At 63.0% G+C, this 13,823-nt stretch carries 9 protein-coding genes; 2 read left to right on the forward strand and 7 right to left on the reverse strand.

Annotation, left to right across the window (positions count from 1 at the left end; genetic code table 11):
- Positions 1-5 precede the first annotated feature (5 nt).
- The 5 genes from MJP36_RS05490 to MJP36_RS05510 all read right to left on the reverse strand — a co-directional run bounded on the left by MJP36_RS05490 (position 6) and on the right by MJP36_RS05510 (position 5,261).
- The gene (locus MJP36_RS05490; protein ID WP_161548475.1) at positions 6-962 is read right to left on the reverse strand and encodes a lysylphosphatidylglycerol synthase domain-containing protein; all 957 of its coding nucleotides are present in this window, start codon (positions 960-962) and stop codon (positions 6-8) included.
- Positions 952-2,214 (reverse strand): cardiolipin synthase ClsB, encoded by a 1,263-nt coding sequence (gene clsB, locus MJP36_RS05495; protein ID WP_060755275.1) that lies wholly within the window; start codon positions 2,212-2,214, stop codon positions 952-954. The genes MJP36_RS05490 and clsB overlap by 11 nt, the downstream gene beginning before the upstream one ends.
- A complete protein-coding gene (locus MJP36_RS05500) occupies positions 2,211-2,987 on the reverse strand; it encodes an endonuclease/exonuclease/phosphatase family protein (RefSeq protein ID WP_060755274.1) in 777 nt (258 codons plus the stop codon). Before MJP36_RS05500 ends, clsB begins: the two co-directional genes overlap by 4 nt.
- Entirely contained in the window at positions 2,984-3,910 is a 927-nt protein-coding gene (locus MJP36_RS05505; RefSeq protein ID WP_060755273.1) for a DUF72 domain-containing protein, read from the reverse strand. Before MJP36_RS05505 ends, MJP36_RS05500 begins: the two co-directional genes overlap by 4 nt.
- A 148-nt stretch (positions 3,911-4,058) precedes the next feature.
- A complete protein-coding gene (locus MJP36_RS05510) occupies positions 4,059-5,261 on the reverse strand; it encodes an MFS transporter (protein ID WP_090365582.1) in 1,203 nt (400 codons plus the stop codon).
- 173 nt (positions 5,262-5,434) lie between these two features.
- Here MJP36_RS05510 and MJP36_RS05515 point away from each other — a divergent pair, with 173 nt between their 5' ends.
- Positions 5,435-7,552, forward strand: coding sequence for a mechanosensitive ion channel family protein (locus tag MJP36_RS05515; protein ID WP_244385004.1), 2,118 nt, complete (start codon positions 5,435-5,437; stop codon positions 7,550-7,552).
- A gap of 65 nt (positions 7,553-7,617) precedes the next feature.
- Here the strand turns inward: MJP36_RS05515 and MJP36_RS05520 are convergent, their stop codons facing one another.
- On the reverse strand, positions 7,618-11,865 hold the full coding sequence (locus MJP36_RS05520; RefSeq protein WP_244385005.1) for an Lhr family helicase: 4,248 nt from the start codon (positions 11,863-11,865) through the stop codon (positions 7,618-7,620).
- A gap of 142 nt (positions 11,866-12,007) precedes the next feature.
- Here MJP36_RS05520 and MJP36_RS05525 point away from each other — a divergent pair, with 142 nt between their 5' ends.
- Positions 12,008-12,892: a sugar nucleotide-binding protein gene (locus MJP36_RS05525; RefSeq protein ID WP_090365586.1), complete on the forward strand. Its 885-nt coding sequence runs from the start codon at positions 12,008-12,010 to the stop codon at positions 12,890-12,892.
- Positions 12,893-13,045: 153 nt separating this feature from the next.
- On the opposite strand, the gene MJP36_RS05530 is transcribed toward MJP36_RS05525, so the two are convergent.
- Positions 13,046-13,744, reverse strand: coding sequence for an OmpW/AlkL family protein (locus MJP36_RS05530; RefSeq protein WP_060755268.1), 699 nt, complete (start codon positions 13,742-13,744; stop codon positions 13,046-13,048).
- Positions 13,745-13,823 lie beyond the last annotated feature (79 nt).

Genomic DNA, 13,823 nt, shown 5'->3' on the forward strand with positions numbered 1-13,823 from the left:
AGCGTTCATGCGGGTGTCTTCTTGACCCTGAGCGCCTTGGCTTTGGCTTCCACGCCGAGGTACATCATCAGCGCGATCAACAGCGGCACAATAAAGTAGATGGCCCGATAGGCGATCAACCCCGCCAGCAAGCTGCCCCGTGACGCCTCATGCTGCATCAGCGCAATGAACACCGCTTCCAGTACGCCCAGCCCGGCCGGTATATGGGTGAGCACCCCGGCAATCGCGCTGATCAGCAGCACGCCCAGCACCAGTGGGTAGTCCAGTTTGGCCGGTAGCAGGGTGAAGATCACCGCGGCCATCAGCGACCAGTTCAGCGCCCCCAACATCAACTGCAAGCACGCCATGCGCAGGGACGGCAGGTTGATTTCCATGCCGCGGATCGTCCAGGCGCGCTTTTTCGAATACTGGCAGGCCAGCAGATAACCGAGGCTGACCAGTACCAACACAGCGCCGATGCCCTGCAACGCACTGCTGCTGACTTTCCAGCCGGGCGGCATGCTGACCAGTCCGCTGCTGAAAATAACCCCGGCTATCGCCATGTAGCCGAACCAGTTGGTCGCCAGGCTGAGGCCGAGGATTTTGGCGATATTGGCGGTGCTGACCCCCAGCCGCGAATACAGCCGGTAACGCATGGCGATACCGCCAACCCAGGCGCTCAGGTTGAGGTTGAACGCGTAGCTGATGATGCCCACCGGCAAAATCTGCTTCCACACCAGGGGCTGGCGAATATAGGTGCGGCCGATCAGGTCGAAGCTGGCGTACACCAGGAAACTGCACAGCGTCAGCGCGCTGGCGATCACCAGTGTGCGCACCTTGAAGTCGCCCAGGGTCTGGATCACTTCGCTCCAATCTATACGCCGCGCGAGCAGGGTGAACAGCACGATCAGCAACAGGAAGAAGGCGATGGTCAGCGGTTTTTTCCAACGCTTGAATCGCGAACCTTGGGCATCAGATGTCATGGTGCTGGACCTCAAAAGGTTCGAGTCGAGGCTTGTGCTTCGGCAACCGGCCTGCCAGCGCCGGGAAATGCCGCATCACATGAAACACCAGGAACCCGACGGTCAAACGCCAGAGCCACAGGCGCTGCTTGCGGTTTTCCGGCAGGGTGCGGCAATGGTTGTTGGCCAGGTTTTCCAGGCGCTCATACAGATGCTGATTGAATGCACGATCGCGGATCAGCACATTGGCTTCCAGGTTCAACGCCAGGCTCAACGGGTCCAGATTGCTTGAACCCACGGTGCTCCAGTCGTCATCCACCAGCGCCACCTTGCCGTGCAGCGGGCGCTCGCAGTACTCGTGAATCACCACGCCGTCCTTGAGCAGATAACCATAGAGCGTGCGCGCCGCCAGTTTGGCCAACAGCACGTCAGGCTGGCCCTGCATGATCAGTTGCACGTGCACGCCCCGGCGCGCGGCATTGCGGATTTCGCGCAACAGGCGATAGCCGGGGAAAAAGTAGGCGTTGGCGATCACCACGCGCTGTTGTGCCTGGCTCAATGCGTGGATGTAGGCTTCTTCGATGTCATCGCGGTGCTGCACGTTATCGCGGTAAATCAGGCGCACCTGGCCATCGCCGTTTTCGGTGTTCCATAGCGACGGCCTCTGCTGGCGCCGCCGCCAGCCGCGGCGCGTGCGTACCTGGCGGCCACTTTGCGCAAGCGCAAAATGATGCAGATCCGCCACCGCAGGCCCGATAATGCGCAGCGCATAATCCTGCTTGGCCTCGGGGCCATAATCACCCAAGTGATCGGCAGAGAAGTTGATGCCGCCGATGAACCCGACTTCGGCATCCACCACCACAATCTTGCGGTGCAGGCGACGAAACCAATTGGTGCGAATGCCCAGCGTCTTGGCCGCCGGGTCGAACATCTGCACCACCACTCCGGCCTCGGCCAGTTCCCCCAGGAACGCCGGGCTCAGCTCGCCGCAACCAAATCCATCCAGGCTGGCCACGACCTTCACTCCACGGTTCGCGGCCTCGATCAGCACGGCCTTGAGCTCATGGCCGACCTTGTCTTCGAAGAGGATGAAGGTCTCCAGCAGGATCTCCCGTCGGGCGTTACGCAAGGCATCGAAGACCCGTGGAAAGTACGCCTCGCCGTTCTCCAGCAACTCGACCTGGTTACCGCTCTGCCAGCCGTAATCCAGGTCGCGGGCCTTGGCTTCGTCTGGCGGCTGATCAGTGGAAATATGCTCTACGGCAACGGTCATAGTTCGATCTCCACCGACAGCGGCACATGGTCCGAGAGGTGAGACCACGGCCGTGTCGTCAGTACCCGGGGGTTATGCACCTTCAAATTGCGCACGTAAATTCGGTCCAATGGCAGCAAAGGCAGGCGTGCAGGAAATGTGCGCGCCGGCTTGCCCAGGGCTTGCACGAAGACTTCCTGAAGGCCGCTCTGGCTCAGGTCGGCCTTCTGGCGCCAGTCGTTGAAATCGCCGGCCACCACCAGCGGCGCCGTGGCGGGAATCTCGCTGATGCGCTGCTCCAGCAAGCGCAATTGCTGCTGGCGATGCACCTCACGCAAGCCTAAATGAATGCAGATCGCGTGCACTTCCTGCCCGGTGCCCGGCAAGCGCAGCACGCAATGCAGCAGGCCACGGTTTTCATGCCCGCTTTGCGAGATATCGAGGTTGTCGTAGCGCACGATCTGGAATTTCGACAACAGCGCGTTGCCGTGATCGCCATGGGGGTAGACCGCATTGCGCCCGTAAGCGAACTGCGGCCAGATGCTGTCGGCGAGGAACTCGTACTGCGGCATATTTGGCCAGTCGCTGTAGCGCTGGGGGTGGCGTTCGTGCGTGCCGTGGATTTCCTGCAGGAACACCATATCGGCACCGACGCTGCGCACCGCTTCACGCAGCTCGGGCAGGATGAAGCGTCGATTCAGCGCGGTGAAGCCCTTGTGGATATTCACCGTCAGCACCGTGAAATGCGTGATGGCCGTGGTGGGCGGGGTAGGGACCAGCTCCACTTGGGTCATGGCAACACCCCAGGCTCCGGCAATGTGCCGGGCGTTGTCACCAGGTGTTTGTCTAGCCCGAAACGCTGCAGCAATTGGCGTGCATCAAAGGGCGCGCGCACCTTGATGTCATTGTCGAAAAAGCAGAAGACCTCGCGCTGTTTAAGGGCGCGGGGCTTGCGTTGTGGGGCGACCAGATGCGCATCCGCCGGTTGCTTGCCCTGCGCCCAGCACTCGATGCGATCGCCCCAACGCTTGAGGGCTTCGTCGCTGTAGCCGCTGGCGTACAGCTTTTTGTCGCCGTGCAAGCGCAGATAAAGGAAATTGGCGGTGACGTCTTCGAGATAGGGCCACTTGCCGGCGGTGTCTGCGACCACCAGTGCCACGCCGTGTGTTGCCAGCATCTGCACGAATTCCGGTACCGCAAAGCTTTTATGGCGAATCTCCACGGCATGGCGCAACGCTCGCTTGCCATGGGGTTGCATGCTCGCCTTGCCATTCAGGCGCGGCTCATGCTGGCGGGCGAGGGCGGCGGCTTGTTGGGTATTGGTGGGTAATTCGGCCAGGAAGGCTTCGAACAGTGGCGGGTCGAACTGGAAGCTGGGCGGGAACTGCCAGAGGATCGGCCCAAGCTTTTCTTTCAGCTCCAGTACACCTGAGGCGAAGAAATTGGCCATCGCCTTGTGCACCTCGCGCAGGCGCAGGATATGCGTGATATAGCGCGGCGCCTTGACGCTGAACTGGAAGTCTTCAGGCGTCTGCGCATACCACTCGGCGTAGCGCTTGGGAGTTTGCAGCGCGTAGAACGAGCCGTTGATTTCGATGCTGTTGACGGCGCGTGACGCAAACTGCAACTCACGTTTCTGGGTCAGCCCCTCGGGGTAGAAATCCCCGCGCCAAGGCTTGTAGCGCCAGCCGGAAATGCCGATGTGTATCGCCGCCATGGTTGCTCCCGTGAATGATGGGTCGGTTGACCGCTGTTCAGGGATGACTGAGAGACTCGGCGGAAAGTTTCCCCGTTCCTACAGACGGCACATACCCAGGAGGGAGCGAGCAAGCCCGCTCCCCCCTGGCGTTTGCGCTGCGACGGCTTCAGTGCCCGGCGACGACAGGGTTCGACGACTCGGCATACACCGGCCCCAACCGGTCCAGCCGGCCACTCCATGCCGTCAGTGCCAATGCCACCAGCACCACCAGGCCACCGATCCAGGCCGTGTGGATCAGCCCCATATGCGCCACGATCAAACCACCGCCCCAGGCGCCACCGGCGATACCCAGGTTAAACGCGGCGATATTCAGCCCCGATGCCACATCCACCGCTTGCGGGGTGTGATGCTCAGCCTGGCGCACCACATACACCTGCAGGCCCGGCACGTTACCGAAGGCGACCGCGCCCCACACCAGTACGGTGGCCAGGGCCAGCCACGGGCTCGCTGCGGTGAACGTCAGCATGAACAACACCGCCGCGAGCAGGGCGAAGATGATTTTCAAGGCACTGATAGGGCCGCGTTTATCGGCAAGCTTGCCGCCCCAGATATTCCCGGCGGCCACCGAAACGCCGTACACCAGCAGCACCAGGCTCACCGTGCTGGCGCTGAAGCCCGAGATATCCTGAAGGATCGGCGCCAGGAAGGTGAACGCGATAAACGAGCCGCCGTAGCCGATGGCGGTCATGGCATACACCAGCAGCAGGCGCGGTTGCTGGAGCACTTGCAGTTGTTGCAGCAGTGACGCGGGTTTGCTGTGGCTGATGTTTTTCGGCACATAGATCAGGCTGCCGATAAACGCGATGACGCCCAGGGCCGAGACGGCCAGGAAGGTTTCACGCCAGCCGAAATGCTGGCCGATGAAGGTGCCCAGCGGTACGCCGGTGACCAGGGCGACGGTCAAGCCGGTAAACATGATGGCGATTGCGCTGGCGGCTTTTTCCTTGGGCACAAGGCTGGTGGCGATGGTCGAGCCGATCGAGAAAAACACGCCATGGGCCAGGCCGGTGACGATCCGCGCCAGCACCAGGGACTCATAACTCGGCGCCTGCCAGGCCAGCAGGTTGCCGAGGGTGAACAGCACCATCAACGACAGCAGCAGCAATTTGCGCGGCACTTTGCCGGTGAGGGCGGTGAGCACCGGCGCGCCGATGGCGACGCCCAGGGCGTAGAGGCTGACCAGCAGGCCGGCGGACGGCAGGTCGACACCCAGGTCGGTGCCGATGGTGGGTAACAGGCCAACGATGACGAACTCGGTCGTCCCGATGGCGAAAGCGCTGAGGGTCAGCGCGAGCAAGGCAATGGGCATGGCTGCAACTCCGGTGGGTTTGATTCAGGAGCGCAGTGTCTGGGTTTGGCTTGTGCGGAAAAAGCCAAGGATTGGCATTTGATATTTGCCTCGTGCGCAAAAGTAAGGCGAGGGGAACGATCAGGGCGCAAACCCGTCAGTTCCTTACAGACCCTGCTGAAGGAGCCGCTGTTTTGCCCACTCTCAAGACCGCATTACTGCTCGGTGCGCTGCTGTTGTTTGGCAACGGCGTGCTGCAAGCTGCCACGACTGCGCCGGCTCCGGCGGCGGCGCCTGCCGAACCGGCCAAGCCGGAGCTGTTGGTGGAAGGTGGCTTGCTCGGCGCCATCAGCTCGAGCATCGACGACGTGCAAGACAAACTCGACCTCAATCAAAACCTCATCGACGCCTGGCGCCTTCGCGCCGACCGTGCGGCGGATGAGGTCGGGCGCCTGGTCGACCAGACCGCCGAGCGCTCGCCGTGGAGCGTGGCCGGGGATTTCCTGCTGCTGTCCGGGGTATGGGGCGGCGCCTTTGCGTTGTTGATGCTGCTGGGACGTTTGATCGTACGGCGCTTGAGTCGCCGGCGCTTCATTGAGCGGCGTGGGCGCCTGCAGGCGCTGTTGGGGTACGTACTGCCCTACACCCTGCCGGCATTGGTGTGCCTGCCACTGACGCTTTACGTCAGCCACTTTCTACCCTCGTCCGTGGGGCGTGCGCTGGCGCTGTGTTTCGCCTATGCCACCAGCAGCGGCATTTTTTCCACCTCGATGTTGTTGTGCGTCATCGTCATGTTCAACGTCGGGCATAAGCGTGCGGCCGTGCGGATTATTCGCGGTTACTCGCCCAGGCCGTTGTTCCTGATCGGCTTTCTGGCCGCCCTCAGCGATGCCTTGACCAGCCCGCAGATCGCCCGGCAACTGGGCGGCAATATCACCAGCAGCATTGCCGTGTTCACGGGGCTGTTTGCCACGGTAATCTTTGGCGTACTGGTGATACGCCTACGGCGTCCGGTGGCCCATTTGATTCGCAATCGGCCATTGGCGCAACGCCTTATACACCCGGCGCTGCAACAATCGCTGCGGGTGTTTTCCGGCTTGTGGTACTGGCCGATCCTGTTGATGGTGCTGGTCTCGGCGATCAACCTGATCGGCGCCGGCGACGATAGTCAGAAGGCCCTGCGTTGCGCCTTGTTCACCACGATCTTGCTGATTGGCACGGTGTTCCTCAGTACGGTGCTGCAACACCTGTTCAAGTCTCGCAGCCAAGTGGCGATCCAGCGCAGCAGCGCCTACAAGGAGCGCTTCCTCAGCCTGTTGCACGCGATCCTGCGCATTGTCATGGCCATCGCGTTTATCGAAATTCTCGGGCGTATCTGGGGCGTGTCGTTGTTTGAATTTGCCCAGCGCAACTCGGTCGGCCGGGCGATCAGTGACTCCTTGAGCAGTATCGGCCTGATCCTGCTGGTGACCTGGCTGTTCTGGGTGGTCCTCGACACGGCGATCCAGGAAGCGTTGAAGCCACCGGTGAACAAGCGTTCCGGCCGCCAGCCGAGCACGCGGGTCAAAACCATCCTGCCGCTGCTGCGCAATGCGGTGAAAATCATCCTGGTGGTGATCTGCGCAATCACCACCATGGCCAATCTTGGGATCAACGTCGCGCCGCTGTTGGCGGGTGCCGGTGTGGTCGGCCTGGCCATCGGTTTTGGCTCCCAACAATTGGTGCAGGACGTGATCACCGGCCTGTTCATCATCATCGAAGACACCCTGTCGATTGGCGATTGGGTGGTGCTGGACTCCGGCCACGCCGGTACGGTCGAGGGGCTGACCATCCGAACCCTGCGCCTGCGCGACGGTAAAGGCTTTGTGCACTCGGTGCCGTTCGGGCAGATCAAGGCGGTCACCAACCAGTCGCGGCAATTTGCCTATGCGTTCTTCTCGGTGCAGTTCACCTACGATACCGACGTGGATAAAGCCGTGGAGCTGATCCGCGAGGCCGGGCAGTCGATCCGTGATGACGTGTTCCTCAAGTACAACCTGCAAGGGCCGCTGGAGGTCTTCGGCGTCGACAAGATGGACCTCAACGGCGTGGTGCTCACCGCGCAGTTCCGCACGGTGTCGGGTGGCCAATATGCCGTCAGCCGTGCGTTCAACCAGCGCCTGAAAAAGCTTGTGGATAACTGTGCGCAGGTGCACTTCGCGCAAACTTATCCACAGCAGGTCCTGTTGCCCAAGCGCAACGCCCAGGTGGATGAGCCGGATGAAGAGGCACCGGCGTCAGGGGTGCTGACCGAACAACCGCGCCCTCAATGACCGGGTCGTTTTTTTCCGGCATTCCCCTTGTGGGAGGGGGCTTGCTCCCGATGAGGCCCCCCATTTCAATGCCTGATCAACTTCTCCTGCACCGCCTGCTGATCCGTATCCACCAGCAGTTGCTGCTTGCCGCTCACCAGCACCGCTGCGGGCAACCCGTCGCGGTACACGATCCGGTTCCCGCTTAGTGCCGGCACCTTGCTGCCCGGCAACAGGGTGCCGACCAGGTTCAACGGGTCCGCGCCACACACGGCAACCAGGCTGCCGTCGTGTGGCCTGCGGCGTACTTCGCGCAGTAACGGGATCGCCTCCGGCAACGCAAACTGTTCCCCCGCCAAGCCACTGACAAAGCGTCCGCCACGGATTTCCCCACGCGCCTCCAGCCGATGAAAGGTGCGCAACAACTCTCGCCAGCTCGGCAGCCACTCCGCCTCGCGCTCCAGCACACGCCAGAACACCACGCCATAACGGCGCAGCAGCGTCATCGCCACATGCTCCAGCGTTTCGGCCGAATGCGCGCCGGCGGCGCTGGTTGAGCGGCGCACCAAGGCCCAACGGCCGGCATCGTCCATTCCACCGACAAAGGCGCCACGCCCACGCCGGCTGCTGCGCGCCTGGCGTTTGCTGGCGGGCGTGGTCAGCGCACGCAGCCCGGCAAAGCTGTCGGCATTCACCAACCCGGCACCCACCAGTTCCTGCAATGCGGTTTCCAGTTCACTGCGCAGCAGGTGAGCTTCATGCACCAGTTCATCAAAAAACAGCGCGCCCTGTTCACGCAGGGCTTGGTGGACTTTCTGCGCCTTGGGCGACAACGTCGCGCTGTCGGTCAGATCGGTCAGCCCACTCCACAATGGCGCCTGGCTGCGGGGCAACAGCACGACCGGGGTACTGCGCAATGCGCTGGCGCTGGCCTTGTTATTCAAACGCATCCACACCAGCTTGCCGCTGCGGCACAGTTCATCGAGCCAGGTGCAGGTGTAGTCCTTGAGTCGCGCGCTGAGCAAGTCGGTGTCCCAGGCGGATGCGGCTGCGGCATAGCCTTCGAACTGGGCCATGATCTGCGCCAACATGGCGCTGCCCTGGCCGCGTGTGGCGGTGGACAGGTGCTGCCAATCAAACAGAAAACGCATGAAGTCCTGCAACGCCACCGGTTCGATTTCGCGGCGCAGGCGCTTGACCGTGTAGCGATGAATGCGCGCGAGCAAATGCCGTTCGCACCATTGTTCTGCGTTGGCGCCGGGGCTGAAGCGACCGCGCAGCACATAGCCTTCCTGCTCCAGACGCGCCAGTGCCTGGGTGACATCGCTCACCGGCAGTTCCAGGGGCGTGGCGATTTCGCTCAGGCTCAATGGGCCGAACCCGCCCAGGCGTGCGCGCAGCACTTCTACCATCGCTTCATCATAGCTCCAGGGTTCATCGAAGCCCGGCAGCAGCGGCCAGTTGCCGGGATAGATCGCCTGCAAGCAACTCAAGCGTTCCACGGCCACCCACAGGCCGTTGGGCAACGGATAGGCGCGCCCAGCCTGGGCCAAGGCCTGCAGCCACGCGGCCCATTGCGGCGTGACTTCACGGGCGGCGATACACGCCAGGCTCATCAACGCCTCATGCATTTCGTCCGGGCCGTTGGGCGCCGGCCAGGCTTCTTCACGCACGCCGGCGATAGCGTCGGCGTCCAGCGCACCGAGGTCGTCGGTGCTCTGCGGGTCGCTCCAGCGCCGGTTGAGCACGGCCTGGGTGCGGCGTTCTTCCAGCGGGGCGTCGTCGAGAAAGGTGTAGGGGCGGGCGCTGAGGATTTCGGCGGCCATAGGCGAGGGCGCCGGCAGGTCGCGGCTGATCAGGCGCACCTCGCCGCGCTCCATGCGTCGCAGCAGGGCCAGCCAGGCATCGCTGTCCATGGCTTCGTGCAGACAGTCGTCGAGGGTTTGCTCGACCAGCGGGTGGTCGGTGACTTCGCGCTCCCCGGCCAGGTTTTCCAGGCAGGCGATCTGGTCGGGGAACACGCTGGCGATCAGGTCTTCGCTTTTCATGCGCTGGATCTGCGGCGCCACCTTGCGCCCACCGGTAAACCTCGGCAACGCCAGGGCCACGCCGGCGTTCCAGCGCCAGCGCACGCCGAACAACGGCGCATCCAGCACGGCCTGGATCAGGATGTGCTCGGCGCTGTGGCTGTTGAGATACCGCCACACCTCATCCAGCGCAAAGCTGTGGCTGGTGGACAGCGACAGCACGATGGCATTTTCACTGGCGGCGGCCTGCAACTCGAAATTGAACGTGCGACAAAACCGCTTGCGCAGGGCCAGGCCCCAGGCGCGGTTGAGGCGGCTGCCGAACGGTGTGTGGATGATCAGTTGAGTGCCGCCGGACTCGTCGAAAAAGCGCTCCATGATCAGCGTGTCCTGTGACGGCAAGGCGCTCAGTGCCAGGCGCGCGCGGGCCAGGTAATCGAGAATCTGCTCGGCGCTGGCGCGGTTCAGGCCGAGGGTGTCGGTGAGCCAGCCCAGCGCGGCTTGCAAGTCGCCCGGGCTGGCGCCGAGCAGGGCGTCCAGTTGCCCCTGCAAGCGCGCCACCGCCGCCGACAGCTCGTTGCTGCGCCCAGGCGCTTCGCCGAGCCAGAAAGGAATGGTCGGTGGCTGGCCGTGGGCATCCTCGACGCGCACCTTGCCGGCGTCCACGCGCACAATTCGGTAGGACGTATTGCCGAGCTGAAAGATATCCCCGGCGATGCTTTCCACCGCGAAGTCCTCATTGACGCTGCCGATATTCAAGCCCAGGGGTTCGAGCAGCACGCTGTAGTCGGCGTTGTCGGGGATGGTGCCACCGCTGGTGACGGCCGTCAGCCGGGCGCCCCGGCGGCCGCGCAGAGTATGGGTGACCGCGTCGCGGTGCAGGTAGGCGCTGCGGATGCCTTGGCGCCCGTTATAGCCGTCGCTGAGCATATGCAGCAGCGCCTGATAATGGCGCTCATCCAGCGCGGCGTAGGGTGAGGCACGACGAACCAGCTCGAGCAGCGCCTGTTCCGGCCATTCCTGGGCGCTGACTTCGGCGATGATCTGCTGTGCCAGTACGTCCAGCGGCGCCACGGGGATCTGCAGCGTATCCAGCTCGCCCCGCCTGACGCAGTCGAGCAGGGCGGCGCATTCGATCAAGTCATCGCGGGTAGTGGCAAACAGACGGCCCTTGGGCGTGCCGCCGACCTGATGCCCGGAACGGCCAACCCGTTGCAGAAAGCCGTTGATCGAACCGGGTGAGCCGATCTGGCACACCAGGTCCACGTCGCCGATATCAATGCCCAGTTCCAGCGACGCCGTGGCAATCAGTACTTGCAACTCGCCGGCCTTGAGCCGCTGCTCGGCGTCCAGGCGCAGCTCCTTGGCCAGGCTGCCATGGTGCGCGGCCACTGCAGCCTTGCCCAGGCGCTCGCTCAAATGCCGCGCCAGGCGTTCGGCCAGGCGCCGGGTATTGACGAATATCAGGGTGGTGCGGTGTTCGCGGGCCAGTGTGGCGAGGCGGTCGTAGACCAATTCCCACACATCGTTGGCCATCACTGCCGAGAGCGGCACTGGCGGCACTTCGATATCCAGGTCGCGAGCCCGTGCATGGCCGATATCGACGATGGCGCACGCGCGGCCCGTGCCCACCAGAAAGCGCGAGACCGCCTCGATAGGTTTTTGCGTGGCCGACAGGCCGATCCGCGTCAGCGGTTCGGTGCACAGCCCTTGCAGGCGCTCCAGGCTTAACGCCAAGTGACTGCCGCGCTTGCTGGCGGCAATGGCGTGTATCTCATCGACGATCACCGTGCGGGTGCTGCCCAGCATCTGCCGGCTGGAGTCCGAGCCCAGCAGCACATACAGCGATTCTGGAGTGGTCACCAGGATATGCGGTGGGCGCTTGCGCATCAGGGCGCGGTCTTTCTGCGGGGTGTCGCCGGTGCGCACGGCGGTGCGGATCACCAATGGCGGCAGGCCCTGGCGCTGTAACTGTGCGGTGATGCCCGCCAAGGGGTTTTGCAGGTTGATCTGGATGTCGTTGGACAGCGCCTTGAGCGGCGACACATACACCACCAGCGTTTCATCCGGCAGTTGCCCGCCATGGGCCAGGCCCTGATGGACGAGGTCATCGAGTACCGCCAGGAACGCGGTCAGCGTCTTGCCGGAGCCGGTGGGGGCGGCAATCAGGGTCGAGCGGCGCTGGCGGATCAGCGGCCAGGCCTGGGCCTGTGCACCGGTCGCCGAGGGGAAGGTATTGCGGAACCAGGCGCTGACGGCGGGGTGGAAGCCGTCCAGGGCCGTGTCCGTGGATTCAGGAAGGTTCATGCAGTCAGTTATGGCGCCGGCCCCGACAAGTTGCAACCCCACACTTTTATCCGTGACGGTTGCGCGATAAACCCGCAAAATGCAACGATTCTTACAAATATCCAAAAACCTTCGTTCCACACAGACCGGGCCTGCTCAATCTATGCGAATGCGCCTTATGTTACTGGGCGGCGGGAATGCCCTCGGGCAGGCGCTGATTCGCCTCGGTGCAGAGGAAGACATCGGTTTCCTCGCACCCAAACCGCCCCAAGATGGCTGGGATGCCGCGAGCCTCACCCAACTGCTCGACGACACCCGTCCCGATGCGTTGATCAACCTCGCCTACTATTTCGACTGGTTCCAGGCCGAGGCCGTCAGCGAAAGCCGTCTGGCCGCCCAGGAGTTCGCCATCGAACGCCTGGCTGAACTGTGCCAGCACCACGGCATCACCTTGCTGCAACCGTCCAGCTACCGCGTGTTCGACGGTTCCCGCGCCACCGCCTACAGCGAAAAAGACGAGCCGGTGCCTTTGGGCCTGCGCGGCCAGGCGTTATGGCGTATTGAACAGAGCGTGCGCGCGACCTGCCCGCAGCATGTGTTGCTGCGGTTTGGCTGGCTGCTGGATGACAGTGTGGAGGGCACCCTGGGGCGCTTTCTGGCCCGTGCCGAAAAAACCGATGAGTTGTTGATGGCGGACGACCGTCGCGGCAACCCGACGCCGGTGGATGACGCTGCGCGGGTGATCATTTCAGTGCTCAAGCAACTCGATTGCGCGGCACCGCTGTGGGGCACCTATCACTACGCCGGCCAAGAGGCGACCACGCCGTTGGCCCTGGGCCAGGCGATCCTCACCGAAGCGCGCAATTATCACGCGCTGGCCATCGAATCACCCACCGCCCAGGCCCACGCGGCACGGCCGGATGCGAGCGATGAGCCGCAACATGCGGTGCTGGCCTGCAAGAAAATCCTGCACACCTTCGGCATCAAGCCACGGGCGTGGCGGGCGGGGCTGCCGGCATTGCTGGACCGCTATTACCGCCACACCTGACCCGCTACAAAACCCAATGTGGGAAAGCTCCAAATGTGGGAGGGGGCTTGCCCCCGATTGCAGTGTTTCAGCCAATATACATTTGACTGATGCACTGCAATCGGGAGCAAGCCCCCTCCCACAATCCCCTCCCACAGGGTGATACGGTGTTGCTTAGAACTTGTAGCCGATACCCACCATGTAGACCATCGGGTCCACGTCGACATTTACCTTGGCGCGAGTGCCTTGGCCCAGCGCGTTGTTGTCCACGGTCGCCTTGGTGCTGATGTCGATGTAGCGCGCCTGGGCGTTGATCATCCACTTGTCGTTGATCATGTAGTCGGCGCCGATCTGCGCGGCCCAGCCCCAGGAGTTCTCGGCCTTGAAGTTGCTGAAACCGGCTTGCTGCGCACGGCTGCCGACATGTTCGTCGTAGATCCAGGTGTAGTTGATACCAGCGCCCACGTAGGGTTGGAACGCCGACTTGCTGTCCAGCGGGTAGTACACGACGCTGAGGGTCGGCGGCAGGTGTTTCAAGGTGCCGAGCTTGCCGTTGGCGGCGCCCAGGGCGGTGTTCTTGATCTTCACGTCATGCTCGAACGGAGTGGCGGCCAGCAGTTCGATACCGACGTGGTTGGTCAGCATGTAGGCGAAGTTCAAGCCCAGCTGGGTGTCGCTGCTCATGGTCGCCTTGCCGCCCAGGTTGGTGCCCGCCAATGGGCCCTGGTCAACTTTCACGTGGCCGCTGTCAGCCTTCGGGTTCACGGTGATAGCACCGGCGCGAACCAGAATGTCGCCCGCTTCGTGAGCGTGGACGGCAGGGGCGGCGAGGGCGAGCGCGAAGAGGGACGCGCCGAGCAGGGACTTGTTCATGGGAGCTCCAAAAGGACGTTTAAAAGTTGTACGTCCAATGGTAAAGATCGTTCCGTTCGATCTTTTGACTCAGCTCAAT

Origin of the sequence: Pseudomonas palleroniana (assembly GCF_022836895.1) — a bacterium.
Lineage (GTDB): Bacteria > Pseudomonadota > Gammaproteobacteria > Pseudomonadales > Pseudomonadaceae > Aquipseudomonas > Aquipseudomonas palleroniana.

Excerpts from the sequence above, each read along its gene's own strand:
- MJP36_RS05490 (WP_161548475.1), bottom strand. The coding sequence starts at position 962 with ATGACATCTGATGCCCAAGGTTCGCGATTCAAGCGTTGGAAAAAACCG.
- clsB (WP_060755275.1), bottom strand. The coding sequence starts at position 2,214 with ATGACCGTTGCCGTAGAGCATATTTCCACTGATCAGCCGCCAGACGAA.
- MJP36_RS05500 (WP_060755274.1), bottom strand. The coding sequence starts at position 2,987 with ATGACCCAAGTGGAGCTGGTCCCTACCCCGCCCACCACGGCCATCACG.
- MJP36_RS05505 (WP_060755273.1), bottom strand. The coding sequence starts at position 3,910 with ATGGCGGCGATACACATCGGCATTTCCGGCTGGCGCTACAAGCCTTGG.
- MJP36_RS05510 (WP_090365582.1), bottom strand. The coding sequence starts at position 5,261 with ATGCCCATTGCCTTGCTCGCGCTGACCCTCAGCGCTTTCGCCATCGGG.
- MJP36_RS05520 (WP_244385005.1), bottom strand. The coding sequence starts at position 11,865 with ATGAACCTTCCTGAATCCACGGACACGGCCCTGGACGGCTTCCACCCC.
- MJP36_RS05525 (WP_090365586.1), top strand. The coding sequence starts at position 12,008 with ATGCGAATGCGCCTTATGTTACTGGGCGGCGGGAATGCCCTCGGGCAG.
- MJP36_RS05530 (WP_060755268.1), bottom strand. The coding sequence starts at position 13,744 with ATGAACAAGTCCCTGCTCGGCGCGTCCCTCTTCGCGCTCGCCCTCGCC.